The 25,177-nt window shown below is 70.5% G+C and carries 29 protein-coding genes; 16 read left to right on the top strand and 13 right to left on the bottom strand.

The features are described from left to right. Positions 1-22 precede the first annotated feature (22 nt). The 3 genes from ispG to dxr form a co-directional block, all read right to left on the bottom strand. Positions 23-1,174, bottom strand: a complete 1,152-nt coding sequence (ispG, locus tag QQ657_RS34435; RefSeq protein ID WP_284746484.1) for a flavodoxin-dependent (E)-4-hydroxy-3-methylbut-2-enyl-diphosphate synthase — start codon at positions 1,172-1,174, stop codon at positions 23-25. Between the two features lie 118 nt (positions 1,175-1,292). After that, positions 1,293-2,510 (bottom strand): M50 family metallopeptidase, encoded by a 1,218-nt coding sequence (locus tag QQ657_RS34430; protein ID WP_284746483.1) that lies wholly within the window; start codon positions 2,508-2,510, stop codon positions 1,293-1,295. Between the two features lie 3 nt (positions 2,511-2,513). After that, positions 2,514-3,716: a 1-deoxy-D-xylulose-5-phosphate reductoisomerase gene (dxr, locus tag QQ657_RS34425; RefSeq protein WP_284746482.1), complete on the bottom strand. Its 1,203-nt coding sequence runs from the start codon at positions 3,714-3,716 to the stop codon at positions 2,514-2,516. Positions 3,717-3,926: 210 nt separating this feature from the next. On the opposite strand from dxr, the gene QQ657_RS34420 reads away from it, so the two are divergent. Both QQ657_RS34420 and QQ657_RS34415 read left to right on the top strand, forming a co-directional pair. Further along, positions 3,927-4,181, top strand: coding sequence for a DUF2631 domain-containing protein (locus QQ657_RS34420; protein ID WP_284746481.1), 255 nt, complete (start codon positions 3,927-3,929; stop codon positions 4,179-4,181). 25 nt (positions 4,182-4,206) lie between these two features. After that, positions 4,207-4,869, top strand: a complete 663-nt coding sequence (locus tag QQ657_RS34415) for a peptidylprolyl isomerase (RefSeq protein WP_284746480.1) — start codon at positions 4,207-4,209, stop codon at positions 4,867-4,869. 126 nt (positions 4,870-4,995) lie between these two features. Here the strand turns inward: QQ657_RS34415 and QQ657_RS34410 are convergent, their stop codons facing one another. Further along, the gene (locus tag QQ657_RS34410; RefSeq protein WP_284746479.1) at positions 4,996-5,193 is read right to left on the bottom strand and encodes a hypothetical protein; all 198 of its coding nucleotides are present in this window, start codon (positions 5,191-5,193) and stop codon (positions 4,996-4,998) included. A gap of 108 nt (positions 5,194-5,301) precedes the next feature. Here QQ657_RS34410 and QQ657_RS34405 point away from each other — a divergent pair, with 108 nt between their 5' ends. Beyond that, on the top strand, positions 5,302-6,399 hold the full coding sequence (locus tag QQ657_RS34405; RefSeq protein ID WP_284746478.1) for an acyltransferase family protein: 1,098 nt from the start codon (positions 5,302-5,304) through the stop codon (positions 6,397-6,399). 69 nt (positions 6,400-6,468) lie between these two features. Here QQ657_RS34405 and QQ657_RS34400 read toward each other — a convergent pair whose 3' ends face one another. Continuing rightward, on the bottom strand, positions 6,469-8,238 hold the full coding sequence (locus QQ657_RS34400) for an MFS transporter (protein ID WP_284746477.1): 1,770 nt from the start codon (positions 8,236-8,238) through the stop codon (positions 6,469-6,471). 259 nt (positions 8,239-8,497) lie between these two features. After that, on the bottom strand, positions 8,498-9,943 hold the full coding sequence (gene pdxR / locus QQ657_RS34395; RefSeq protein ID WP_284746476.1) for a MocR-like pyridoxine biosynthesis transcription factor PdxR: 1,446 nt from the start codon (positions 9,941-9,943) through the stop codon (positions 8,498-8,500). A gap of 28 nt (positions 9,944-9,971) precedes the next feature. Here pdxR and QQ657_RS34390 point away from each other — a divergent pair, with 28 nt between their 5' ends. Further along, positions 9,972-10,769, top strand: coding sequence for an L-histidine N(alpha)-methyltransferase (locus QQ657_RS34390; protein ID WP_284746475.1), 798 nt, complete (start codon positions 9,972-9,974; stop codon positions 10,767-10,769). Beyond that, positions 10,766-10,990 (top strand): hypothetical protein, encoded by a 225-nt coding sequence (locus QQ657_RS34385; protein WP_284746474.1) that lies wholly within the window; start codon positions 10,766-10,768, stop codon positions 10,988-10,990. The genes QQ657_RS34390 and QQ657_RS34385 overlap by 4 nt, the downstream gene beginning before the upstream one ends. Here QQ657_RS34385 and QQ657_RS34380 read toward each other — a convergent pair. After that, positions 10,927-14,154, bottom strand: coding sequence for a tetratricopeptide repeat protein (locus QQ657_RS34380; protein ID WP_284746473.1), 3,228 nt, complete (start codon positions 14,152-14,154; stop codon positions 10,927-10,929). The two genes, QQ657_RS34385 and QQ657_RS34380, sit on opposite strands and share 64 nt — an antisense overlap. A gap of 241 nt (positions 14,155-14,395) precedes the next feature. Continuing rightward, on the bottom strand, positions 14,396-15,124 hold the full coding sequence (locus tag QQ657_RS34375; RefSeq protein WP_284746472.1) for an alpha/beta fold hydrolase: 729 nt from the start codon (positions 15,122-15,124) through the stop codon (positions 14,396-14,398). A 46-nt stretch (positions 15,125-15,170) separates the two neighbouring features. On the opposite strand from QQ657_RS34375, the gene QQ657_RS34370 reads away from it, so the two are divergent. The 5 genes from QQ657_RS34370 (at position 15,171) to QQ657_RS34350 (ending at position 18,851) form a co-directional block, all read left to right on the top strand. Beyond that, the gene (locus QQ657_RS34370; RefSeq protein WP_284746471.1) at positions 15,171-16,433 is read left to right on the top strand and encodes a cytochrome P450; all 1,263 of its coding nucleotides are present in this window, start codon (positions 15,171-15,173) and stop codon (positions 16,431-16,433) included. Beyond that, on the top strand, positions 16,433-17,338 hold the full coding sequence (locus QQ657_RS34365) for a LysR family transcriptional regulator (protein WP_284746571.1): 906 nt from the start codon (positions 16,433-16,435) through the stop codon (positions 17,336-17,338). The genes QQ657_RS34370 and QQ657_RS34365 overlap by 1 nt, the downstream gene beginning before the upstream one ends. A gap of 29 nt (positions 17,339-17,367) precedes the next feature. Further along, a complete protein-coding gene (locus QQ657_RS34360; protein WP_284746470.1) occupies positions 17,368-17,559 on the top strand; it encodes a hypothetical protein in 192 nt (63 codons plus the stop codon). 125 nt (positions 17,560-17,684) lie between these two features. After that, a complete protein-coding gene (locus QQ657_RS34355) occupies positions 17,685-18,431 on the top strand; it encodes an SDR family NAD(P)-dependent oxidoreductase (RefSeq protein WP_284746469.1) in 747 nt (248 codons plus the stop codon). A 114-nt stretch (positions 18,432-18,545) separates the two neighbouring features. After that, on the top strand, positions 18,546-18,851 hold the full coding sequence (locus QQ657_RS34350; protein WP_284746468.1) for a hypothetical protein: 306 nt from the start codon (positions 18,546-18,548) through the stop codon (positions 18,849-18,851). An 8-nt stretch (positions 18,852-18,859) separates the two neighbouring features. On the opposite strand, the gene QQ657_RS34345 is transcribed toward QQ657_RS34350, so the two are convergent. The 3 genes from QQ657_RS34345 to QQ657_RS34335 form a co-directional block, all read right to left on the bottom strand. Next, complete coding sequence (locus QQ657_RS34345; RefSeq protein ID WP_284746467.1) at positions 18,860-19,135, bottom strand: hypothetical protein; 276 nt, start codon at positions 19,133-19,135, stop codon at positions 18,860-18,862. Between the two features lie 165 nt (positions 19,136-19,300). After that, positions 19,301-19,468: a hypothetical protein gene (locus tag QQ657_RS34340; RefSeq protein ID WP_284746466.1), complete on the bottom strand. Its 168-nt coding sequence runs from the start codon at positions 19,466-19,468 to the stop codon at positions 19,301-19,303. 122 nt (positions 19,469-19,590) lie between these two features. Next, entirely contained in the window at positions 19,591-20,352 is a 762-nt protein-coding gene (locus QQ657_RS34335; RefSeq protein WP_284746465.1) for a GntR family transcriptional regulator, read from the bottom strand. 97 nt (positions 20,353-20,449) lie between these two features. Here QQ657_RS34335 and QQ657_RS34330 point away from each other — a divergent pair, with 97 nt between their 5' ends. From QQ657_RS34330 to QQ657_RS34310, 5 genes are all read left to right on the top strand, one after another. Then, the gene (locus tag QQ657_RS34330; protein WP_284746464.1) at positions 20,450-20,581 is read left to right on the top strand and encodes a hypothetical protein; all 132 of its coding nucleotides are present in this window, start codon (positions 20,450-20,452) and stop codon (positions 20,579-20,581) included. After that, positions 20,578-20,835, top strand: coding sequence for a hypothetical protein (locus tag QQ657_RS34325; protein WP_284746463.1), 258 nt, complete (start codon positions 20,578-20,580; stop codon positions 20,833-20,835). Before QQ657_RS34330 ends, QQ657_RS34325 begins: the two co-directional genes overlap by 4 nt. Positions 20,836-20,986: 151 nt before the next feature. After that, positions 20,987-21,745 (top strand): hypothetical protein, encoded by a 759-nt coding sequence (locus QQ657_RS34320; protein WP_284746462.1) that lies wholly within the window; start codon positions 20,987-20,989, stop codon positions 21,743-21,745. Further along, positions 21,732-22,199 carry a type II toxin-antitoxin system VapC family toxin gene (locus tag QQ657_RS34315; RefSeq protein WP_284746461.1) on the top strand — a complete coding sequence of 156 codons (468 nt, stop codon included), beginning with the start codon at positions 21,732-21,734 and terminating at the stop codon, positions 22,197-22,199. Before QQ657_RS34320 ends, QQ657_RS34315 begins: the two co-directional genes overlap by 14 nt. A gap of 277 nt (positions 22,200-22,476) precedes the next feature. Next, entirely contained in the window at positions 22,477-22,965 is a 489-nt protein-coding gene (locus tag QQ657_RS34310) for a tyrosine-type recombinase/integrase (protein ID WP_284746460.1), read from the top strand. A gap of 78 nt (positions 22,966-23,043) precedes the next feature. Here QQ657_RS34310 and QQ657_RS34305 read toward each other — a convergent pair whose 3' ends face one another. Then, on the bottom strand, positions 23,044-23,856 hold the full coding sequence (locus QQ657_RS34305) for a carbon-nitrogen hydrolase family protein (RefSeq protein WP_284746459.1): 813 nt from the start codon (positions 23,854-23,856) through the stop codon (positions 23,044-23,046). Then, the gene (locus QQ657_RS34300) at positions 23,853-24,647 is read right to left on the bottom strand and encodes a DUF1295 domain-containing protein (RefSeq protein WP_284746458.1); all 795 of its coding nucleotides are present in this window, start codon (positions 24,645-24,647) and stop codon (positions 23,853-23,855) included. The genes QQ657_RS34305 and QQ657_RS34300 overlap by 4 nt, the downstream gene beginning before the upstream one ends. A gap of 30 nt (positions 24,648-24,677) precedes the next feature. On the opposite strand from QQ657_RS34300, the gene QQ657_RS34295 reads away from it, so the two are divergent. Next, on the top strand, positions 24,678-25,169 hold the full coding sequence (locus tag QQ657_RS34295; protein ID WP_284746457.1) for an EXPERA domain-containing protein: 492 nt from the start codon (positions 24,678-24,680) through the stop codon (positions 25,167-25,169). The last annotated feature ends 8 nt before the right edge of the window (positions 25,170-25,177 follow it).

The raw sequence follows: 25,177 nt of genomic DNA, 5'->3' as shown, positions 1-25,177 counted from the left end.
GAGAGCGTCGTCCGTCAGTAGCTCAGCCAGCGGTGACCACCGGCTCGCCCTCGCCGAGGGACTCCCCGGCCTCTTCGGCGATGCGCATGGCCTCTTCGATGAGGGTCTCGACGATCGCGTGCTCGGGCACGGTCTTGATGACCTCGCCCTTCACGAAGATCTGGCCCTTGCCGTTGCCCGAAGCCACACCCAGGTCGGCCTCGCGGGCTTCGCCCGGGCCGTTCACGACGCAACCCATGACCGCCACGCGCAGCGGGATCTCCATGCCCTCGAGCCCGGCCGTGACCTGCTCGGCGAGCGTGTAGACGTCCACCTGCGCGCGCCCGCAGGACGGGCACGACACGATCTCCAGCTTGCGCTGCTTGAGGTTCAGCGACTGCAGGATCTGGATGCCGACCTTGACCTCTTCGACCGGCGGCGCGGACAGCGACACGCGGATCGTGTCGCCGATGCCCTGGCGCAGCAGCGCGCCGAACGCGACGGCCGACTTGATCGTGCCCTGGAACGCCGGGCCCGCCTCGGTGACGCCGAGGTGCAGCGGGTAGTCGCACTGCTCCGCGAGGAGCTCGTACGCGCGCACCATGACCACCGGGTCGTTGTGCTTCACCGAGATCTTGATGTCGTGGAAGTCGTGCTCGGCGAACAGGGACGCCTCCCACAGCGCCGACTCGGCCAGCGCTTCCGGCGTCGCCTTGCCGTACTTGTCCATGATCCGCTTGTCGAGCGAGCCGGCGTTGACGCCGATCCGGATCGGCGTGCCGTGGTCCTTCGCGGCCTGCGCGATCTCCTTGACCTGGTCGTCGAACTTCCGGATGTTGCCCGGGTTCACGCGGACCGCGGCGCAGCCGGCCTCGATCGCGGCGAAGACGTACTTCGGCTGGAAGTGGATGTCGGCGATCACCGGGATCTGCGACTTCTTCGCGATCGCGGGCAGCGCCTCGGCGTCGTCGGCCGACGGGCAGGCGACGCGGACGATGTCGCAGCCCGCGGCGGTCAGCTCGGCGATCTGCTGCAGGGTCGCGTTGACGTCGGAGGTGAGTGTCGTCGTCATCGACTGCACGGAGATCGGGTGGTCGCTGCCGACGCCGACCGAGCCCACCTGGAGCTGGCGGGTCTTGCGGCGCTCGGAGAGGACGGGCGGGGGCAGGGCGGGCATACCGAGTGCGACGGTCACGGCCTCCAGCGTACCTACCCCGACCGGGCCACCTTCACCATGTCAACCGTCACGGTGAGCAGCATTACGCCCTGTATGACCCGCCCGGGAGGGGCCGGAACCCCTCCGAGGCGGGGCACTACTGCAGACGAATCGGGTTGACGATGTCCGCCGTCACCGTGAGTAGGGTCACCGCGCCGCCGATGAGCACCAGCACCATCGTGATCCCGGACAGCTTCGTGTAGTCGACGGGCCCGCCGGCCGCCTTGCCCCGCCGGGCGCGGATCCAGTCGCGGACGCGCTCGTACCAGACCACCGCGATGTGCCCGCCGTCGAGCGGCAGCAGCGGCAGGAGGTTGAACACGCCGATGAAGAAGTTCAGGCTGGCCAGCAGGAAGAAGAACAGCACCCAGATGCCCCGCTCGACGGCCTCGCCGCCGATCCGGCTCGCGCCGACGACGCTGACGGGGGTGTTCGGGTCGCGCTCGCCGCCGAAGATCGCGGTGACGACGGCGGGGATGCGCTCGGGGAACTCGACGAGCCGCTGGGCCGTCTCGGAGAACATCGTGCCGGTGAAGCTGAACGTGGCACCGACCGCGGCGACCGGGCCGTACTGCGTGGTCAGCGCGGGCGGCTGCGCCGACGCGCCGATCATGCCGACTTCCTTGACGCCGGCGCTGGTCCAGCGCTTGACCTTCGGGACGTCGACGGTGAGGTTCAGCGTCTTGCCGTCGCGCAGCACCTGGAAGGCCGTCGGGCCGCTGGTGGCCTGCACGGCGGCGAGCATCGCGTCCCAGGTCGCGACCGGCTTGCCGCCGACGGACAGGACCTTGTCGCCGACCTGCAGGCCGGCCGTCTTCGCCGGCGTCAGCGCGCCCGGCGGGCAGGAGATGTCCTGGGCCTCGGCCTCGGCCTCGGTGGTGGTCGAGCGGGCGCAGGAGGTCGCGGCCAGCACCGGCTCGGTCGTGGCGGGGGCCAGGTTCGGCAGCCCCATCGTGACGGCCATCAGGTAGAGCACGACGAAGCCGAGGATGAAGTGCGTGACCGACCCGGCGCTCATCACGACCGTGCGCTTCCAGGTCTTGAACCGCCACATCGCGCGCGGCGCCTCGTCCGGCGTCACCTCGTCGAGCGCGGTCATGCCGGCGATGTCGCAGAAGCCGCCGAGCGGGATCCACTTCAGGCCGTACTCGGTCTCCCCGCGGCGCCAGGAGAAGACCGTGGGCCCGAAGCCCACGAAGTACCGGCGGACCTTCATGCCGAAGGCCTTCGCGGTGACCATGTGGCCGGCCTCGTGCAGTGCGACGGAGACGCAGATCCCCAGTGCGAAGAGCACCACACCGATGATGTAGGACACCCGCTACTTCCCCTCGATGATCGAACCGGCCCGCGCGCGAGCCCAGCGCTCGGCGGCGAGAACGTCGTCGACGTCGCGCGGTTCGCGACGCCACTCGTCGGCGGCTCCCACCACCTCGGAAACAGTGTCCACTATCGACGTGAAGCGGGTGTTCTGCGCGAGAAAAGCAGCGACCAGCTCCTCGTTCGCCGCGTTGTAGACGGCGGGCAGGCAGCCGCCCACGGTGCCGCAGTGGCGGGCCAGCTCGACGGCCGGGAAGGCGTCGTCGTCCAGCGGCTCGAAAGTCCAGGTCGCGGCCTTGTCCCAGGTGCAGGCGGGGGCGGCGTCGGGGACCCGGTCGGGCCAATGCAGCGCGAGCGCGATCGGCAGCCGCATGTCGGGCGGGCTGGCCTGGGCGATCGTCGAGCCGTCGGTGAAGGTCACCATCGAGTGCACGATCGACTGCGGGTGCACGGTGACGTCGATCTTGTCCGGCGCGATGTCGAACAGCAGCGCCGCCTCGATCAGCTCCAGGCCCTTGTTGACCAGCGTGGCCGAGTTGATGGTGATCAGCGGGCCCATCGACCAGGTCGGGTGCGCCATCGCCTGCTCGACGGTGACATCGGCCAGTTCGGCGCGCTTGCGGCCGCGGAAGGGACCGCCGGAGGCGGTGAGCACGAGCCGGGCGACCTCGTTCTTGTTTCCGGCTCGCAGGGCCTGCGCGATGGCGGAGTGCTCGGAGTCGACGGGCACCAGCTGCCCCGGCTTCGCGGCGGCGAGCACGAGCGGCCCACCGGCGATGAGCGACTCCTTGTTCGCGAGCGCGAGGGTGGCGCCGGTGGCGAGCGCCCGCAGCGTCGGCTCGAGGCCCCGGGAGCCGGGCAGGGCGTTGAGGACGGTGTCGACCGGGACGGCGTCGACGAGCTCGGTGACGGCGTCCGAGCCCGCGAAGAGCCGCGGGAGCTTGAAGTCACCCTGGTCGTAGCCGCGCTTCTGCGCTTCGGCGTAGAGCGCGAGCTGCACGTCTTCGGCGGCCGTGGCCTTGGTCACGGCGACGGCTTCGACCCCGTGGGCGAGCGCTTGCGCGGCGAGCGCGGCCGGATCGGCACCGCCGGCCGCGATCCCGGCCACCCGGAAGAGGTGCGGGTTGCGCGCGGCGACGTCCAGGGCCTGCACGCCGATGGACCCGGTGGAGCCGAGCACGAGAACGCTTCGCGAGGTAGTCATCGCGGGTCATTGTCGCGCGGGGCGTCTCCGCGGCGCACCCGGAGGTTCCCCTTGCGCCGGGGTTGTCGCCGGCGCGCGAGCCGGTCCGCTGTGCGGGCCCGCTCCGAGGCTCTCACGAGTGGCCATCCCCACGCGGGGCGTCTCCGCGGCGCACCCGGAGGTGTGGGATCATCGGCGGGTACGTGGTTCATGGGTCTTGAGGAGTTCATCGTGGCAGGCAAGGCGGTCGAGAAGCGGCCCGAGGTCGACCCCCGCGACGAGCCGTCCGCGGCCTGGGGCTGGCACGGTTCGTTCCCGAAGGCCACCCGCATCGCCGGCTGGGTCAGCGCGATCATCCTGCTGGTGATGATCAAGGGCAACCACGAGAACAACACCGAGAACGTGTGGCTCGTCGGCCTGGCGCTGTTCCTGGTCCTGCTGCTGGTGCTCGACATCCGCAAGCAGCGCACGGCCTGGCGCAAGTAGTTCGTCATTCGCTAACGTCCCCGGCATGAAGCTGCGCTGGGGTCTGGCTCTCGTCGGTGTTCTGGGTGCGCTGCTGATGGCGCCGGCTTCGGCTTCGGCCGCGTCCGCACCGGTGGTCAGCTGCTCCTTCACGCCGACGCCGGACAACCCGGCTGCCCGGCCCGTGGTGCGTCCGCTGCCGTTCGCGTTGACGCGCGGGACGGTCGACGTGACGTTCCGCTTCAACTACGGCCCGGTGACGGTGCGGCTCAACCGCGCCGGGGCGGCGCCCTGCGCGGTCCACAACATGGTTTCGCTCATCCTGCAGCGGTTCTACGACCGGTCCCAGTGCTGGCGGCTTTCGAACTCTTCCCGGCTCGGGGTCCTGCAGTGCGGGGACATCTACGAGGTCGAGAAGGGCGGGCCGGGGTACAAGTTCCCGGATGAGGTTTCCGGTGCGGAGACTTACCCGCGTGGGACCGTCGCCATGGGGAACCAGGGGCCGGGGACCAACGGGTCGGAGTTCTTCATCGTGCACTCGTTCGCGAACATCCCGGCGAACTACTCGGTGCTGGGCCGTGTGGTGAGGGGCATGGAGGCGCTGGACCACATGGTGGCGGACGGGATCATCCCGACCGACCCGAACGGGCCTTTGGACGGCGCTCCGGCGCATCCGGTGAAGATCCAGCGGGCTTCCGTCGGCTGGTAGCTCGGTAGCTACAGGGAAGGCCCATTCTCTGCGCGCGTGCACGCCGTCGGCCAACATGCACGGATCACGTCAGCCCACGCGCGGCAAGGCGAGGACGAGCGCCTCCGGATTCCACTGTTCGCCTATTCATTCCGGAGAAGCACCGTAGCCCGGATCCCGAAGCCGCTCTTCGATCGACTTCTGCCCTGGCGGTCGAAACCAGACATCGACCACTTGCCCCTGGACCAGCGTTCCGAGCAAGCCCAGCTCCGAGCCCGACGCCTGTCCGACGGCCTGCACCACCGGGTCCAGGTCCCCGCCCCCGCCAGTCACGAACTGACTCACGATCAAGCACCCTACCGGCCCGAACATCCCAAACGTCACCCCAACGAGTGAATGCCAGTTCAGCCCGTTTACATTGGGCAAGCTGTGAGCAGCCTGAGGGGGGACACGATGATCACACACGAAACTTACCTGGCCACCCGAAGATTCGACGCCCTCGACGGGGTCCGGGCCATCGCCGCCGTGCTCGTCGTCTTCTTCCACTACGGGGGCCCCAACTGGGTGCGGGCCAACGGCTGGATCGGCGTCCACCTCTTCTTCGTGCTCTCCGGCTTCCTGATCACCACCCTGGCCCTGCGCGAAGAGGCCCGCAACGGCCGGGTGTCCCTGCCGGAGTTCTACATCCGGCGGGCGTTCCGCATCCTTCCCGTCTACTACGTCGTGATCGGCGTGGTCGTCGTCTTCGCCTACTTCCGGGGCATGGGCCTGCGGCACAGCGGGATCGTCGCCGCCCTGCCGTGGAACGTCGCCTTCGTCGGCGAGTTCCACCAGATGGCTCTGTTCGGCCAGGCCTGGACGCTCGGTGTCGAGCAGAAGTTCTACCTCGTCTGGCCGCTGCTCGCGTTCGGCGTCGGCGCGCTCGCCTTCGTGAAGCGGCTGAGCCTCTCCCTCGGGCTCGTCGCCCTCATGCTCGCCCTGATCCCCTTCATGCCCTACGCCGGCGCGTACTCGCCGATCCTCATCGGCTGCACACTGGCGATCGTGCTGCACCACCGCAAGGGCTTCGCCGCGCTGCGGGTGTTCACGCACCCCGTCGTCGGGCTGGTGGTCGCCGCCGCGCTGGTCGCGGTCCAGACCATGTTCGCCGAAATCGCCGAGCTGCTGAGCGACGAAGGCGGCTCGATCACCGGCACGATCTACATCCTGCTCGCCGCGCTGCTGGTGCCGTCGCTGGTCGCCGGCGGCGGGCCGCTGGCCTGGGTCCTGTCGCTGCGGCCGATGCGGTTCATCGGCGAGCGGTCGTACTCGCTCTACCTCATGCAGGGCGTCGTCGCGGTGGCGCTCGCGGGCGCCATCCCGCAGTTCGCCCCGCACCGGACGCTCACCGCGGTCGCCGTGACGATCGTCGGGCTGCTGGCCGCCGACCTGCTGTACCGCTGGGTCGAGGTCCCGATGATCGACGTCGGGCGCCGGATCATCACGCGGCGCCGGGCCAGGAAGACGGAGCCGGCGGCCGAGGTCGCCGAACCCGCGCTCGCCGCGGCCTGACCCGCCGATCGCCCAAGACGGGAAAAGCCGGGCGCCGCGCAGTGCGGCACCCGGCTTCCTGAACCTCCGTCAGCGTTCGCTCACCGGGGCCACCAGCTCGCTCGGCCCGCCGCCCGACTCCCCGGCGACCGCCGCCAGCTCCTCGCCCACCGACTCGCGGCTCTTCGGGCGCGCGTCCTTCGTCAGCAGCGATGCCACCGCGCCGATCAAGCACACCGCGATCGCGAAGCCGAACGCCACCGCCAGACCCGACTGGAACGGGCCCGAGATCAGGTTCGGGAAGAAGCTGCGGCCCGTCAGGAACGACGCCTGGTCCGGCGGCAGCGACGACAGCTGGCCGCCCAGGAGCTGCTGGATCGGGTTGTACCCCAGGAACGCCGCGAACAGCACCGCCACCGCCGGCAGGTTCGCCACCTGCGTGGCCGCCGCTTCGGGGACGCCGTGGGCGATCAGGCCGTCGTGCATCGTCGACGGGAGGCTGTTCGACAGACCCGAGATGATCAGGCTGAAGAAGAAGCCGATCGACAGGACCATCGCCGCGTTCTGGAACGTCGTCATCATGCCCGCGCCGGAGCCGCGCGAGTCCGCCGGGAGGCTGTTCATCACCTCGGCGCGGTTGGGCGAGGAGAACATGCCCATGCCGATGCCGTTGATCAGCAGGATCGCCGCGAACGCCCAGTAGTCGAAGTTCACCGGCAGGATGATCAGCAGCAGGAACGTCACGGCCGTGATGAACAGGCCGCTGGACGCGAGCAGGCGGCTGCCGATCCGGTCGGCGAGGATGCCCGACGTCGGGGCGGCCACCAGGAACCCGACCGTCATCGGCAGCATGTAGATGCCCGCCCACAACGGCGTCTGCTCGAACGTGTAGCCGTGCTGCGGCAGCCAGATGCCCTGCAGCCAGATGATCAGGATGAACTGCAGCCCACCACGGCCGAGCGACGCGGTCAGGTTCGCGACGTTGCCCCAGGTGAACGACCGGATCTTGAACAGCGAAAGCCGGAACAGCGGGTTGTCGACCTTGGTTTCGATGATCACGAACGCGACCAGTACCGCGACGCCGCCGATCAAGCACGAGAGCACCATCGGGCTGGCCCAGCCGGTCTGCGAAGTGCCGTAGGGCTGGATGCCGTAGGTGATGCCGACCAGCACCGCGATCAGGCCGACGGCGAAGGTGATGTTGCCCCACCAGTCCATCCGCGCGTGCTTGCGGACGCCGGTGTCGTGCAGCTTGAGGTACGCCCAGATCGTGCCGATCACGCCGAAGGGCACCGACACCAGGAAGATCAGGTTCCAGTCGACCGGGGCGAGCACGCCGCCGACGACCAGGCCGAGGAACGAGCCCGCGATGGCCGCGACGCCGTTCATGCCGAGCGCGAGGCCGCGCTGGTTGGCCGGGAAGGCGTCGGTGAGGATCGCCGAGGAGTTGGCCATCAGGAAGGCACCGCCGACGCCCTGCACGATCCGCCAGCCGATCAGCCACAACGCGGCCGCGTCGCCACCGAACCAGGTGACGGCCAGCATGATGGAGGAAACGGTGAAGACGGCGAAGCCGAGGTTGTACATCCTCGCCCGGCCGTACATGTCGCCGAGCCTGCCGAAGCTCACCACCAGCACCGCGGTGACCACGAGGAAGCCCATGATCATCCACAGCAGGTAGCTGGTGTTGGCGGGCTCGAGGGGGTTGATGCCGATGCCCTTGAAGATGTCGGGCAGCGCGATCAGCACGATCGAGGAGTTGATCGTGGCGATCAGCATGCCCAGCGTCGTGTTGGACAGCGCGATCCACTTGTACCGCGGCCCCAGTTCCGCGATCGAATACGTCCGGCGTTCCGCCACTGTGCAACCCTTCTGCTCGCAAAGTCCCTTAGCTAGGCTAAGCAAGTTGCTTGCGCATGGCAACCAAGTTCCGGAATCGCCTGGGAGAGCATGATCACACTGGGTTGACCGTCCTTTGTGGATCCTTTACTTGTCGGGCCGGTCTGGCGCCGGCGCGGGTCTGATGTCTTGAATGACTCATTCAGGGCGCCGGAGGTCCTGAATGACTCATTCAAGACGTCCGGGCCGGGCGCACGAAAGTACGAAAAGACGGCCGGCGTCAGCGCAGGAGTTTCCCCAGGATCGCGACCCCCTCGGCGATCTCCGTCGATGTCCGGGCCGCGTACCCCAGCACCAGCCCCGGCCGCCCCGGGAGCTGCCGGTGCCAAGACAACGGCTGGACCTTCACCCCCTCCGCCAGCGCCGCGGCCGCCAGTGCGACGTCATCCAGGTCCGACGAGAACGTGATCGTCAAGTGCAGCCCCGCCGCCGCGCCGTGGACCACCGCGGCGGGCAGGGAAGCCGCCAGCGCCCGGATCATCGCGTCGCGACGGCGGCGGTGCCGGGCCCGGACCACCCTCAGCTGCCGCTCCAGCTCGCCCGTCTCCATCAACCGGGCCAGGACCAGCTGCGCCAGCACCGGGTTGCCCAGGTCCGCGAACCGCTTCGCCGCCACCAGCTCGTCGTGGAACCGCGGCGGCGCCAGCAGCCAGCCGACGCGCAACGCCGGCGCCAGCAGCTTCGAAACGCTCCCCGTGTAACACACCTCCGGCAGCATCGACCGGACCGCGGGCACCGGTGCGCGGTCGTAACGGTGCTCCGCGTCGTAGTCGTCCTCCACCACGATCCCGCCGTCGGCCGCCCAGCGCATCAGGTCGCGGCGGCGCTCGCCACCCAGGACCACGCCCATCGGGAACTGGTGGGCCGGCGTCACCAGCACCGCCGGGGCACGCAGTTCGGCGACGCGCAGGCCGTCGTCGTCCACCGGGACCGGCGGGGTCGCCAGGCCGCAGTGGTGCAGGTGCTGCCGCGCGCCCAGCGAGCTCGGGTCCTCGACCGCGATCTCGTCGACGCCGTGCTGCCGCAGCACCTCCCCCACCAGCGTCAACGCCTGCGCGACGCCGGCCACCACGATGATCTCGCCGGGGTCCACCCGGATGCCGCGGCTGCGCGCCAGCCAGTGCGACACCGCGAGCCGCATCGCCGGCGCGCCGCGGGGGTCGCCGTAGCCGAAGTGGGACGGCTCCAGCTCGTCCAGCACCGCGCGTTCGGCCCGCAGCCACGCCGCGCGCGGGAACGCCGTCAGGTCCGGGACGCCCGGTGTGAGGTCGATGCGGGCCGGGGCCGCGCGGACCGCGTCGAAGATCTCGACGCCCGGCATCGGCGTGATCACCTTCGACGGCGGCCGGACGCGCGCGGGTTCGGGCGCGAGCACGGGCGCGGCCACCACCACCGTGCCGGCCCGGCCGCGGCCCGCCGCGTGGCCGTCGTCGATCAGGCGCTGGTAGGCCTCGGTGACGACCCCGCGGGACACGCGCAGCTCGGCGGCCAGGACCCGGGACGCGGGCAGGCGGCCGCCGATCGGGAGCCGGCCGTCGGCGACGGCCGCGCGCAGCTGCCCCGCGAGCCAGTCCGCGAGCCCGCCCGCCGGCGCCCCGCGGACGTCGAGCTGGAGGAAGTCCGATCCTATGGACCCCTCCGAGTGCGGGGTTTTGGCTCTGTCCATCGAGCCATTGTCGCAGCACGCTGGTCGTATGGACACCAGCTACGTGCACGGATACACCGAACCCGAGGCCCGCCGCCTCGGCGACCAGGCCGACACCCTGGCCGCGCTGCTGCACGGCGGGACGGCCTACCCCGCCGGGAGCCGTGTGCTGGAGGTCGGCTGCGGCGTCGGCGCCCAGACCGTCCACCTCGTGGCCCGCAGCCCGGACGCGCACCTGACCGCGGTCGACGTCTCCGAAGATTCCCTGAGCCAAGCCAGGCAGCGAGTCACGGGCGTCGAGTTCCGCCAGGCCGACCTGTTCGCGCTCGACGGCGAGTGGGACCACCTCTTCGTCTGCTTCGTGCTCGAACACCTGCCGGAGCCCGAGAAAGCGTTGGCCCACTTGAAAACCCTGCTGCGGCCGGGCGGGACTATCACCGTCATCGAGGGCGACCACGGCTCGGCGTTCTTCCACCCGCGCAGCGAGCACGCCCAGGCCGCGATCGACTGCCTGGTGCGCCTGCAGGCCGACGCCGGCGGCGACGGGCTCCTCGGCCGGCGCCTCTACCCACTGCTCGCCGACGCCGGTTTCGACGACGTCGCAGTCGAACCGCGGACGGTCTACGTCGACGCGTCGAAGCCGGACCTCGTCACGGGCTTCACCCGCGACACCTTCATCGCAATGGTTGAAGGCGTCGGCGAGACCGCCGTCGCACAGGGGCTGATCGACGAAGCTCGCTGGGCCCGCGGGATCGCCGACCTTTACCGCACCACCAGGGAATACGGGACCTTCCATTACGCGTTCTACAAGGCAACAGCCCTTCGCACTCCGGGAGGAGCGTCATGATCATCGCCGTTCTCGCCGCCGTAGTCCTGCTCGCCTGGGCGCTCGACCACGCGTACCGCCGCCGTCCGTACCCGCGCAACCGGCTGGCCGGCAGCACCGACGTCTACGACCGGGACGTACAGCGGCTCGAAAGCGACCTCGTCGCGGACGAACGCCACTACTCCAGGTCCGTCAGCCGGTCCCGGACCCGCTTCGCGCCGGGTACGCACTCGCCGGCGTAACAGGCCAGCGCGCGTTCCCAGTGTTCGCGCGCCGTTTCCGGGTCATTGAGTCCACAGTGGACTTCGCCGAGCCCGTAGTAGGCCTTGCCCTGCTCGGGCCGGCAGCCCGTTTCCTTCGCCACGGCAAGGGCTTCGCGGTGGTGGCCGAGCGCGTCAGAAGACGCGCCCCGGGCCGCCGCCAGCGCGCCGAGGCTGTTCAGGACCCGGGACTCCACACCCCGGTCGCCGCATTCGCGGGCCAGGCCCAGTGCCTCTTCGAGGTGCTGGGCCGCTTCGGCGTCCCGGCCCTGGGCGAGCCGGACGTCCCCGAGGTGCTTCAGCGCGACGCTGCGGTTGGTCGGGCTGCCCGTCTCCTGCGCGATTTCGAGGGCCCGCTCGAGGTGGGCCGCGGCCTGCGGGTACCGGCCGCGCGCGTGCTCGACGTCGCCGAGGATGCCCAGCGCGTATCCCTCGCTGACCCACACGCCCATCGCGCGGAAGTGCTCCAGGCCCTCCTCCAGCGCACGGACCGCTTCGTCGTGACGGCCGAGCGCAGACAGCGAGTCGCCCATGTTGACCAGCGCATAGCCCTCGCTCGTGCGGTCGGCGGTGTCGCGGGCCAGCGCGTGCGCTTCCTCGAGGTAGCCGATCGCTTCGCCGTAGCGGCCGATGCCGCGGCAGGAGCAGCCGAGCACCACCAGGACGAGGCCTTCGCTGGTGCGGTCGCCGGCCTTGCGGGTCAGGGACAGGGCTTCCGTCGAATACGTGATCGCCTCGGCGAACCGGCCCAGCGCCCGGCAGACCAGGCCGAGGGTGTTGACCGCGTGGATCTCGGTGCGCTGGTCGCCGGTCTCGCGGGCGAGGACGAGCGCCTCCTCCAGGTACCGCCGTGCTTCCCGGGACCGGCCGACGCGCCAGTGGCCGAGCGCGATCAGGATGAGCGGCTCGGCCTCGGCCACCCGGTCGCCGGCGTCGTGGGCCAGCGCCGACGCGTGCGAGTGCAGCACCAGCGATTCCTCGTGGTAGCCGCCGACGTCGAGGTAGTGCCAGAGGATCCCGGACAGCAGCCGCAGGTGGTCGGCCCACCCGTGCCGCGTCGCGTGCGTCGCGACGGCCAGCAGGTTGCGGCGCTCGGCCTCCAGCCACGCCGGCGCGTCGATCACCTTGACGTCCGGGTCGGGCACTTCATAGCGCAGATGGCGTTCCTGCGGCAGGACGACGTCCATGGCCTGTGCGGCCGACCGGACGTAGAAGTCGAACAGCCGCTCCTGCGCGGCGTGGCTCTCGACCTCGTTCCGCGCGGCGAGCTCGGCGGCGTAGACGCGCAGCAGATCGTGTTGCTGGACGCGGTCCTCGCCGGTCTCCTGCGCGAGGTGCGCGCGGACCAGCGTGGCCGTCAGCCGTTCCGCCTCCGGCAGCGCGACGCCGGCGAGCGCGGCGATCGCGGCCGGCGTCAGGTCGCGGCCCGGGTGCAGGCCGCAGAGCCGGAACACGCGCGCGGCGTCGGCCTTCAGGTGCCGGTAGGACCACGAAAAGACGGCCCGGACCGCGGTCAGCGGGTCGCCGCCGCCGTCGAGCAGGTCGAGCCGGCGCCGTTCGTCGGCGAGTTCCTCCGCGAGCGCGGCGAGCCGCTCCCCCGGCCGGCTCAGCGCCAGCTCCGCGACCAGCCGCAGCGCCAGCGGCAGCCGGGCGGAGTAGCCGATCAGCGCCTCGGCGGCGTCCGGCTCGTCGTCGACGCGGGCGCCGAGCAGCGTCCGCAGCAGGTCGAGGGCTTCGGCCTCGGTCAGCAGGTCGACGAGCACGCGGCGGGCGCCGTGCCGCGCGATCAGCCCGGGCAGCGCGTCCCGGCTGGTCACCAGGACCAGGCACGACGCGGAGCCGGGCAGCAGCGGGCGGACCTGCCCGACCGAGCCGGCGTTGTCCAGCAGCAGCACCATCCGGCGGCCGGTGAGCGCGGTGCGGAACTTCGCGGCGCGCTCCTCCGGCTCGGCGGGGATGTCCGCGCCGTCGACGCCGAGGGCACGCAGGAACCCGGACAGCGCGTCGCCCGGCTCGACCGGCCGGACCGTGCCGTAGCCGTGCAGGTCCAGGTAGAGCTGACCGTCCGGGAACTCGCCGAGGGACCGCTGGGCCCAGTGGACGGCGAGGGCGGTCTTCCCGACCCCGCCGGTGCCGGACAGGACGGCGATGCGCGCGCCGGTGCCGCCGCCGTCCCGGAGGGCGTCGAGCTCGGCCAGCTGGCCGGTGCGGCCGCGGAAGCCGGCGACGTCCGCGGGCAGCTGGGCGGGGACGCGGGCCGGCGGTTCCGGGGCGGCGAAGTCCTGGCGCAGCACCTGCCGCTGGGCCGCGCGCAGCTCGGAGCCGGGTTCGATGCCCAGTTCGCCGTCCAGCCGCAGCCGGATCTCCTCGAACACCGCCAGCGCGGCGGCTTGCCGCCCGGACGCGGCGAGCACCTGCATCAGCCGGGCGTGCGCGGACTCGTTCAGCGGCTCCTCGGCGGTGAGCGCGCGCAGCTGGACGGCCGCGTCTTCGGGGTCCGCGGCCTCGGCGTAGGCCATCACCGCCTTCGCGCGCTTCATCGCCAGGGCCAGCCGGGCGGGGTGCTGCCGGAGCGGTCCGACGTCGGCCAGCGCCGGCCCGCGCCAGAGCTCCAGGGCCTCGCGGTGGGCGTCCTCGGCCAGCAACGCCTCGAACCGCAGGAGGTCGAGGTCGTCGACGCCGGCGGTCAGCCGGTAGCCGCCCTTGTCGGTGGCGATGGGGTCGGCGGGCCGCAGCGCCCGCCGCAGCCGCGCGACGTAGGTGTGGAGCAGCTCCAGGCCCGACGGCGGCGACTCGTCCCAGATGACGTCGACGAGGTCCTCGCGCCGGACCGTGCGGTTCGGCTGCAGCGCCAGCATCGCGAGCAGCAGGCGCTGCTTCTCGGCGCCGATCTCGACCGGGCAATCCCCGCGCCACACGGTGAGCGGGCCCAGGACGCCGATCCGCACCCGCTCCGGCGGTGCTTCGGCAAGCGCTTCCCGCAGCCGGCGTTCCGTCTCCGGCCGGGGCCGGCGGACGCTGCCGAGCTCGGCGTTGCGCACCGCGCGCAGGCTCACTCCGGCGCGCTCGGCCAGCTGGGCCTGGGTGAGGCCGGCGAGCACACGCCGTTCCCGCAGCCATCCGGCGAACGGCAGGGCTTCGTCCACAGGCGTCCTCTCCCCGCGTGCCCCCGCAGCGGAACGTACCCCTCCAGGATTCCGATCGTGCCGCTATACCTGTACCACCGAACGGCGAAGATAACCGTTTCCGCAGGTACCGACCGTGACGACGGCGCGGCCGGCGGGTACAGGCCCACGTCCACCACGGTTTCCTAGGCTTTGCGGGTCCGGTGGTGGCGAGGGGTTCGGAGCAGCCGTCGCATGGGGTACGACGGCTGCACCCGAGCCTTCAGACGCCGAAGCGCTCCAACAGGGCGCGTACGGCGGCTGGATCCTCGACATGGGCGTTGTGCCCGAGGCCGGCGAGGGTGACCGCGGCCGGGTCCAGCGCGCGCAGCTGCTCCGGCCGGCTCATCGGGTCGTTCTCGCCCGCCGCCAGCACGACCGGGCACCGCGCCGCGGCGAGCAGCGCCAGCATGTCCGGCGCGCCGACGCCGAACGCGGCCGGGTCCATCGCGAGACGCCAACCTCCCTCGGTCTCGCGAAGCCCGGCCGGGTCCGCGGGCGCGATGCCGAGCAGCCCGGACACCTTCAGGTACGCCTGGTCGGCCTCGGGCTGCGTCTCGAACACCCGGGGCGGCCGCGCCGCGAAGCTCGCCGCGCGTCCCAGGTCGTCCTGAGTCCACTCGACCTTCACGCCCAGCGCCAGCACGCCTTCGACCTCGACGTCGTACTTGCCGGACGCGAGCTCCAGCGCGAGCACGCCGCCGAGCGAATGGCCGGCGACGACCAGCGGGCCGTTTCCGGGGAGCGCTCGCGCGACGGCCGTCGCCAGCGTCTCGAAGCTGTAGTGCGGCAGTGGCGCGGACGGGCCGTGGCCGGGCAGGTCGGGGACCAGGACGCGCCGGGGCACCAGTTCGGTCAGGTGGGCCCACACCGCGCCGGTCGCGCCGAGGCCGTGCAGGAACAGGATGGCCGGTTCGCCCTCGCCGCCGGTGCGCATGTTCAGCGTGTCCATTCCGGCAGCCTGCCAAACTGTCGGTGGGCGCGGCTAGGGTCGGGCGGTGGCGATCACCGATCCGGACACCTACGTGCGGGGTGTGCCGTACGACGAGCTGGCGCGGCTTCGGCAGGCGTCACCGGTGGTGCGCGTCGACGACTTCTGGGCGGTGCTGCGGCACGCCGACGTGCGGCACGTCCTGCGCGATCCCGGGCTGTTCTCCTCGCAGCTCGGCGGGACGCAGATCCGCGACCCCGCTTCGGCTGCCGACCTCGCCTACGTGCGCCGGATGATGCTCAACATGGACCCGCCGGAGCACGGCCGGCTGCGGGGGCTGCTGACGCGGGCGTTCACGCCCCGCGCGATCGCGAAATTGACCGAGCGGATCGAAGCGTCGGCGCGGGACCTCGTCGCGGCCGTCGCCGGCGAGGGTTCCTGCGATTTCGCCAAGGTGGCCGCCGACCTGCCGCTGCTCACCCTCGCCGCGGTGTTCGGTGTGCCTGAGCAGGACCGGCGGCTGATGTACGACTGGAGCAACCGGGTCATCGGCTACCAGGACGCCGAGTACGCGGCCAGCTCGACCGTCTCCGCTTCGGACGTCACCGACCTGGCGCGGGCCGCGCTCGCCGTCCGCCCGTCGCCCGGCCCGGACGGGTCGATGCCGGACCCGCGCACCCGCGCCGGCATGCCGGATCTTTACGCGTACGCCAACGCGCTCGGCGAGTACAAGCGCGAGCACCCGGGTGACGACGTCATGAGCAACCTGATGCAGCACGTCGGCGACGACGGCGGGCGCGTCTCGCTCGCCGAGTTCGAGAACCTCTTCTGGCTGTTTTCCGTGGCGGGCAACGAAACCCTGCGCAACGGCCTGCCCGGCGGGATGCTGGCGCTGCTCTCGCACCCCTCGGAGTACCGACGGCTCCTGGCCGACCGTTCGCTGCTGCCGTCCGCGGTCGAAGAAATGCTCCGGTGGTGGACTCCGGTCATGAATTTCCGTCGCACGGCGACCGCGGACACCCGGCTGTCCGATGTGGATATCCGGGCCGGGGACAAGGTGGTGGTCTGGTTCTCCGCGGCCAACCGTGACCCTTCGGTGTTCGCCGACCCGGACGCGTTCGACATCGGCCGCACCCCCAACGACCACCTCACCTTCGGCCACGGCCCGCACTTCTGCCTGGGCGCGCACCTCGCCCGGGTGCAGCTGCGGGCGATGTTCGGCGCGGTGCTGGACCTGCTCGGCGAGGTGACGCTCGCCGGCGAGCCGGTGCGGCTGCGCTCGACGTTCCAGAACGGCCTGAAGTCGCTGCCGATCCGCTGGGCGCGGTGATGGAGATCCGCGAGCTGCGGGCGTTCGTCGCGGTCGTCGAGGCGGGCGCGATGTCGAAGGCGGCGCGGCAGCTGCACGTGAGCCAGCCGGCGCTGTCCCAGACGATCACCGCGCTGGAGCGCCGCCTCGGCGTCCAGCTGCTGGTCCGCACCAGCACCGGCGTCCAGGCGACCGACCCCGGCACGACGCTGCTGGGCGAGGCCCGCGCGGTGCTGGCCCGCCACGACCAGGCCGTCGCGGCCATGGCCCGGCACACGAAGACCGGTGGTGGCGTGCTGCGCGTCGGCATCCCCCTGGAGCTGCCGCCGGAGCTGTTGCCTTCGGCGCTGGCGCGGCTGGCGGAGGCCTGCCCGGACACGCGGGTGCAGGCCCGCCACCTGTCATCGGTGGCCCAGGTGGCGGCGCTGCGGGCGGACGAGCTGGACATCGGCCTGGTGCGCGAACGCCCGGCCGGGCCGGACCTCGACGCACAGCTCGTCGTCGCGGAGAACGTGGGCGTCCTGCTCGCGGCGGATGTCGCGGAGAAGCTCGCGGGGCCGGACGGGGTGCGCCTGGAGAGCCTGGCCGGGCTCGACTGGTTCGCCTTCGCCCGCGCGGGCAGCCCGGCGTGGTACGACGAGCTGGCGGCGACGCTGCGCAGCCACGGCCTCGACGTCGGGCCGGAGGTGCCCGAAGAGCAGCGGCTGATCGTCGAGCTCAAGATCCCGGCGGTCAGCGCGGGCGGCGCGTACGCGTTCGCCCCGCCCGAGTGGCCGTACCCGATGCCGGACACGGTCCGGTGGCTGCCACTGGCCGGAAACCCGATCATCCGGCGAACCTGGGCCGTCTGGCCGGCGACGTCGCACCGCCGGGACGTCGCGGAGTTCGTCGCGGCGCTGGAAGACGTATCTCCGCGGTCGCCGTAGCCACTTTCCGGCAACGGCGGAAGGAAGCGGTGACGACCCAGTACGGCGGCCGGATGCTCGGAGCCGTCCCCATGATGGGCGGCACGCTGATGCTCACCGACCGGCAGCTGGTGTTCCTGCCGCTCATCGGGAGGTCCGACACGATCATCGCGGTCACGGCAACCGGTCGCTGCCCCCTGTTCCTCACCGCGCTCAATGCGGCGGGCAGTTCCGCCTGGTAGCGCCGCCCATCACCCCGGCTGATGCCCGGCATAAGCAGCGCCGAACGCTCATCCGGAAGTCCTGCCCGGTGCTCCTCCTTGAACCCGGTGACCGGGGAAACACCCCGGCCGCGAGGAGTTGAGTGATGACTGAAGGACTGTCCGGGACCACGGCGCTCGTGACCGGCGGAACCAGCGGGATCGGGCGGGCGACGGCGGTCGCGCTGGCCGGGCTCGGGGCCCACGTCGTGCTGTCCGGCCGGGATGCGGCGCGCGGCGCGGAGGTCGTCTCACGCATCCGGGAGTCGGGTGGGAAGGCCGACTTCGTCGCGGCCGACCTGATGGACGCGGCGTCGGCGCGCGCATTGGCCGCGCGGGCCCGGGAAGTGGGCGGGCACGTCGACGTGCTGGTGAACAACGCCGGGATCTTCCCCACCGGGTCCACTTCGGACACGGACGAGGCCGACTTCGACCGCGTCTACGAGACGAACGTGAAGGTGCCGTTCTTCCTCACCGCCGAGCTGGCGCCGGAGATGGCCGCCCGCGGCCACGGCGCGATCGTCAACGTGTCGACGATGGTCGCGGCGCGGGGCATGGCGGGCATGGCGCTCTACGGCTCGTCGAAGGCGGCGGTCGAGCTGATGACCAAGGCGTGGGCGGCGGAGTTCGGGCCGTCCGGCGTGCGCGTCAACGCGGTCAGCCCCGGCCCGACCCGCACCGAGGGAACGGCGGTGTTCGGCGACGGCCTGGACGAACTGGCCTCGGCGGGCCCGGCCGGACGGGTCGCCGCACCCGAGGAGATCGCGGCGGCGATCGCGTTCCTGGTGACGGCGGAGTCGAGCTTCGTGCAGGGCGCGATCCTCCGGTTGGACGGCGGCCGCTTGGCGGTCTGAGCCCCGTCGGTACGGCGTCACCGCAGGAAGGTGACGCCGTCCCGGGACTGACCTACTAGAAATCCAAGATCATGGGACGCACGTGGGACGAAGGGCCTACTACGAGAGGCCCCGATGCGCTCCCAGACGCACCCCGTCACTCTTCGCTTCCTTGCTCTCGCCATCGTCCTCGCGGCCGTCGTCGGGCTGCTCGTCGGTCTGGCCCCCGCGCACGCGGCCGCGGCGCCGTCGTGCGATCGCGCCGCGCTCGTGGATGCGCGGCTCGGCCGGTTCGGTGTCGAGTGGCGCGTCGGCCCCACCCGGCCCGACGCATGGGGCGTGGCGCGCCCCGACGAGGGCGTGATGGTGTCCGAGGTCGTGCCATGCAACCCCGACCTGATCACGTCCATCGTCAACCACGAGTGGATGCACACCCAGTAGCAACGCGCCTACCCGGACAGCCGGCTCCGCTCGCGCGCGTACGGCCGGCACAGCGAGACAGCCGCGGACTGCGGGTCGCTGCTGCTCGGCTCGCGGTACACGCCGTACCTCGACGCCCGGGCGAGGGAGACGTGCCGAGCGGTGGTCGGGTGCACGACGTTCGAAGACCGCGCGGCGCGCCGACTGCGCGCGGCGGCCGGCCGGTGAGCGCGGCCAGTCTGCAGCGGGAGCAGCGCGACGAGCGCCCGCCGTTGGTGGGCGTGCTGGAGGGAGGACGGCGACACCGCGGCCCGCTGTAACACCGGCCTCGAGCACGGCAGCTGGGCCGCGGCACTCGCCGCGCTGCTCGAGCAGATTTCCGTGGCGAGGGCGTGAACGTCCCAAGACGACGAAAGCCCCTGCATAGCCACGACGGCCAGCAGGGGCTTTCTTGTGTTAGCGGGTTACTCCTACTGCTGGGTGGGCTCTCCCGCAGCCTTCGCCGCCTTGCGCTTGTAGAGACGATCCCCGAGGGAGCCCTCGGGGTAGGGGCTGACCACGAGGCCCTGCGCTTCGGCCTGCCGGCGTTGAATCTCGGTCTGCTTGGCGATGTTGCGACGCTTCTTCCGGCCGAACACGGCACCTCCCTGGTTACGGCCCCGCACTACGGCGTGGTCCGCCGTCCATGTCGCCCGCCGAAAGCTCTCTGTTACGGATGGCGGACGACGGACCAGAAAGCCGCACCGCACATCGGCTCGCGCTAGTCAGCAGGCCACTCGTATGACAGCTCGTAGCGGTCCGCCGCGAGCACCATGTCGTTCATCTCCAGCGGCGTGCCGTTCTCGCCGAAGGCCACTCGCGTCACAGTGATGACGGGCACCCCGACGGCAAGCTGCATGAGCGACGCTTCGTCCGGCGTCGGCATGCGAGCGCCGACGTGCTCGGCAAACGAGCCGATGCGGTGCTCGGCCTCTTCCAGCCGGGCGTACGCGCCGCCAGGGCCGGTGTCGACCTGCTCGATCGCGGTGTCGCGTGTCAGTGTGCGCGGGAGGCGCGACACCGCGAGTTGGACCACCAACCCATCGGCACGCATCACGCGGTCCCGGACGGTGACCTCGGTCCCTTCGTCGACCGCGAGGTGTGCGGCTGCGCGGGCGTCGGCCTGCTCGAAGCGGATCTTCACCGACGTGGACGGTGTGAAGCCGCGGGCGGCGGCATCGGCGAGGAACGCACCACGGTTGCGCTCGCGGGCCTCGCGAGACAGTCGCGTCCGGGCGACGCGCTGAATGCTGGCCGGCGGCCGGACGAATACGCCGCGGCCGTGCTCGGCCGTCACGAGTCCTTCGGAGCGCAGCAGGTTCACGGCCTCGCGGATCGTCGGTCGCGAGACGCCGTAGGAGTCGACGAGGTCGCGTTCGCTCGGCAGTTGCTCGCCGGGCGAGTACTCGCCTGCGGTGATCTTCTCGCGCAGGTCCGCAGCTACCTGCCTGAATGCGGGCATTCCGCTCGTCCGATCAACCATGCTTCCAGTATCCCACTGGTCAGCTTGTCTTGACCAGTGACCTGTCTCATGGCACGGTGAGTGGTCAAGACGTGCTTACCAGTAATGGCGGGGCGAGATGGACCAGGAATCGGACGGCGTCACCGACGCCAGCGAGCGGCCGACGACGATCGCCGAGATGACCCCGGAGGATTGGGCCGAAGCGAAGAAGTTGCGCGAGCAGTTCGACGCCGAGTTGGGCATGCGATGAGCGCCGTGATCTACATCGACTTCGAGGCGATCCACCCGGTCATCGACGGCGAGTGGCACCGGACCCGACTGACTGGCATCCCTAAACCGGGGCAGGGCATCACGATGCTGTGCGGCGCCACGGCCGCCGCCGCGTTCCAGCCGCTGAACCAGCGCCGCGACCACGGTTCGCCGACGGAGTACCCGCGGTGCGACTCGATTTACCGCCGCGAGCGCGGTATCCCGCAGCAGCACACGCGCCAGGGCCGCCGCTGAGCCCCGGCCGGCGCACTGCCCTCCATCGGCGCGTCGGCCGGGTTCCACACGCCGCCGCGCAAGCCTCGTCCGTTCGTGTGATCCTCGACGTGTCGTAACGAACGCTGTGCAAGTTCTGATGTGATGAGGATGCGGAGCGAGGAGGTGAACTATGGAACTGGCCATTTACGTGCATGGACACACCAACGACATGGATGCTGCACAGGTTCTAACTGGTCTGCACCAAGTCGCCGAACTGATCAAGGCTCTCGGCGGCGGCGCCGTACACTTCGCCCATCTGCGCGATGGCAGCGTCGATGCAGCATTCCGGCCGATGCAGGAACCAGATACGACAGATGCCGCGTTCCGGCGCCTCGTCGCTGGACTGCGCATAGCCGAAAACGGCGCCGAAATCCCCGACGGCTGGAACGACACTGCGATACAAGCTGGCCGAGACGCCGCTGCACATCTAGGTGGGTTCGACGCTGAAGGAACCGAACTCACACTCAGGGACGGCGACAAGATCGTTGACCGGGTGCGCATCACCCTGGTCACACGCGACCACCTCCGTGAGGCTGGCTCTCTTCGCCGCACAAGCATCGGATCAGTCATTGGCCACCTCGACTCGCTCAACGTGCACGAGCGCTACGAAGCACGGATATGGCCCGAGCGCGGGGGCAAGTCGGTCGTCATCAGATTCACCGCCGCACAACTCGACAACGTCCGCAGCCTGATTGGCCGCCGGGTCGAAGCTCGGGGCAAGCTGATCCGAGACTATCGAGGACGCCCTTTGTCGCTGCAACTGCGAGCGATCACCCGCCTCCCAACGCGCGATGAGTCCCCCCGCCTCGCATCGGGCTTGGGTATCGCTGAGGAAGCAGTGACCTCGACGGTGAAGGACTACCTGGGAGGCGTGCATGGCACGGCCTGATCCCTACAGCACCGTCTACTTAGACAGCTGTGTCCTGACCCGCTTCTTCGCGAGAGGCGACGGATGGGAGCGCGTACAACGCATCATGGACGCTGCCGATGCGGGGCAGTTCGAGATCTATGTCTCCACCTTCAGCTTGGTTGAGTGCCTAGCGCAAAGCCCGACTCCGCACCCTGACGTTGGACTCGACGCGCGCGTACTGCAATATGTGGACGGTCCACGCGTAGTGCTAGTCGAATTCGGGCGCGAAGTCGCCCTTCAGGCGCGCGACTTGCATTTGATCAAGCAGTACAAGCTCGGCGATGCGATCCATATCGCTAGCGCGTTAGAAGCTAGCGTAGACGTGCTCTTCACCTTCGACGAAGACGACTTTCCCATCGGCACCAAGGTAGGAGCCGTGTGGGTAGACCTGCCCTACCTCCCCGGCGAGCCCACCCTCTTCGACCACGACTGACCGGTGGGTACAGCTGAAGGCGACGCGGTCCTGCGAACTGCAAGTACGCCTCGCCGCGCGCCGCCCTTGAAAGACGTTTGGCGGAGCCGGGTTGGACTCCTCGATATTGAAGACCACCGGCGCCGTCACCAGTCCCTTGCTACACGTCGTCAAGCCTCCCTCACTGTTCAGGCGATCGCCTGGACGTACAGGTCGATCTCCGAGGCGCAGCTATAGGTAATCTCCGCCTTCGACGTACCGCGCGGGATCGATCCGCAGCCACCCGAGGGACGGAGACATGCGGACTGTGCCGATGACCACCCGGGCGTGCGAGATCTACGACCGGCGCATCGCAGGCCGGAGCCTGAAGCCCGGTTGTGGTTGCGAGCACTACGACGGCAAGACATGCGGCAGCGTACTGCTGTTCGTGAACGTCGACGGACGCCCGACCACGCCGGCGGGACTTCGCCGGCACATGCAGCGCGCCGGCGAGAAAGTCGATCTCGACGTGACGGGCGGCTACGAACTGCGTCACGGCTACGCCACCCGCGCTGTCGAAGGCGGCGCCGATGTCCTTCTGGTGCAGCGGAAGATGGGTCACGCCGACCTCGAAGAGCTGGCCGGCTACGTCCAGGAGACGGAGGCCTCGAACGCTCAGCTGCTGGCCGCGCTCGGCGAACAGCAGTCCCTCAAGGCCGTGGGATCGCGTGGGACGACACGTGGGACGGACCTCGGCAACCAGCCGCTCCCAGATGCTGCCGAAGGCGACGTAACGAACGCTGGCTGACCAGCGACAACGCACTCACACACTCCCCTTCTCGCTCACAGGCTCCCGAAGAGGTTTCCGCAGGTAGACCGAGGTTCGTCACCGCAGGAAGGTGACGCCGTCCCGGGGCCGCTCGTCCACGGTCAGCGCGAAGACGTCCGGCCGCGCGTAATGCCCCGAGACGTCGAGGCTCTTGCGGGCCGCCACGATCTCCTCCAGGTCGATCTCCGCCGTGATGAGACCTTCGCCGTCACGCAACGGGCCCGCCAGCACGTCGCCCAGCGGGCCGACGATCACGCTGCCGCCGCGGAACGGGTCGTCGCCCTCCGTCTCGTGCGGGCAGGCCGAGATCACGAAACACCGGCCCTCGTCGGCGATGTGGCGCATCGACGCCTGCCAGACGTCGCGGTCGTCCGCCGTCGGGGCGCACCAGATCTCGACGCCCTTCGCGTACATCGCCGCGCGCAGGAGCGGCATGTGGTTCTCCCAGCAGATCGCCGCCCCCGCCAGGCCCGCCGCCGTCGGGATCGCCGGGAGCGTCGAACCGTCGCCGCGACCCCAGAACAGCCGTTCGCGCGCGGTCGGGACGAGCTTCCGATGCTTCGCCACCAGCCCGAGATCGGGGTCGAAGAACACCGCCGTGCTGTACAACGTGGAGCCGTCGCGCTCGATCACGCCGACGACCAGGCTCGCGCCCGTGCGCGCCGCGAGACCGGCCAGCGCGGTCGTCTCGGGCCCCGGCACCGCCACCGCCGAGCGGAAGTACTCGGGGAACGGCTGCCGGCCCGGGTATCCGCCGAGCACGGCTTCGGGGAGCACCACCAGCGAGGCACCGCGGATCTCGTCCTCGAAGTCCAGGATCCGCGCAAGCGGGACACTCGTGCCGATCTGGAGGGCGGCGACGACCGTCATCCGCGGACCGGCTCCCGGCGAGGCCACCACGGCACGACCGGCGACGTCCGGCGCTGGTAGTCCGCGTACTCCGGGTAGCGCGACTTGGTGATGCTCTCGGTGAACTTCGTCGACCCGACGAACAGCAGCGTGAGCAGCACCGCGCCCACGACCGTCCACTGCAGACCCGCGGCGACGATCCCGAACACCGCGATCACCCACCACTGCGCCTGCTCGAAGAAGAAGTTCGGGTGCCTCGAGTAGCGGAACAGCCCGTCCTGGAGGAACCGCGTCGACGCGCGGCCCGCGTGCTTCTCCCGGTGGAACACCCATTGCTGCTGATCGGCGACCGTCTCCCCGGCCAGGAACGCGGCGAAGACCACCGCGACGACGACGTCCGCCACGCCGAACGAGCCCTGGTGCTCCAGCGCCGTGTAAGCGGGCAGCGTGATCAGCAGCAGGATCGCGTTCTGGTAGAGCGAGATGAAGAAGAAGTTGAACACCTGGAACTGCCACGGCGCCATCCGCTCGCGCAGCACCGCCCACCGGTAGTCCTCGCCGCCGCGGGCGTAACCACCCTTCCGGGCGAAGTTGAACGTCAGCCGGATCCCCCACAGAGTGACCAGCGCGAACATCACGTCGAGGCGCGCGTCGGCGAATCCGGCGGCGCCGGCGAAGATCGCCACGTACGCGACCGGGACGATCGACCAGATCCGGTCGACCCAGGAGTACTCCCTGGTCAGCACCGACATCACCCAGGTGCCGAGCGTCACTCCGGCGAAGACGTACAGGCAGACCCGCAGCGCGTCCATCCGCCCACAATAGGACCTAGGATCGATCTCATGAACCTGCCGCTGCGGGACCGGAAGATCGACGTCTTCTTCGCGGTGCTGTTCTCGGCCTTCACGGTGACGTCGCTGATCAGCGACCTGCTGCCGACCGTCGGCGTCGACTTCTCGAAGCCGTCGGACAACTTCTTCGTGAACTCGAACTACTGGTACGCCCACGACGCCGACCCGCTGTTCATGCACCCGCCGGACTGGATGCGGATCGTCACCGGGCTCTCGGCGTTCGTCTACATGCCGTTCTACGTCGTGCTCGTCTTCGCGCTGCTCTCCGGCCGGAACTGGATCCAGCTGCCGTCGGTGATCTACGCGACGATGATCGTCACGCTGACCGGGGTCGTCGTGTTCGGCGTCGAGTTCTTCGGCGACCCGGCCTTCCGCACCGGCAACCCGGCGAAGTTCCTGGCCTTCAACCTGCCCTACGTCCTGGTGCCGCTCCTGCTGCTGGTCCGGATGCGCAAGCCACTCCCGTTCACCCGCCGTTTCTGACCGGAGGC

Source organism: Amycolatopsis ponsaeliensis, assembly GCF_030182635.1.
GTDB lineage: Bacteria > Actinomycetota > Actinomycetes > Mycobacteriales > Pseudonocardiaceae > Amycolatopsis > Amycolatopsis ponsaeliensis.
The sequence above is the reverse complement of the archived record's forward strand: the minus strand, read 5'-3'. Positions and strand labels throughout refer to the sequence as shown.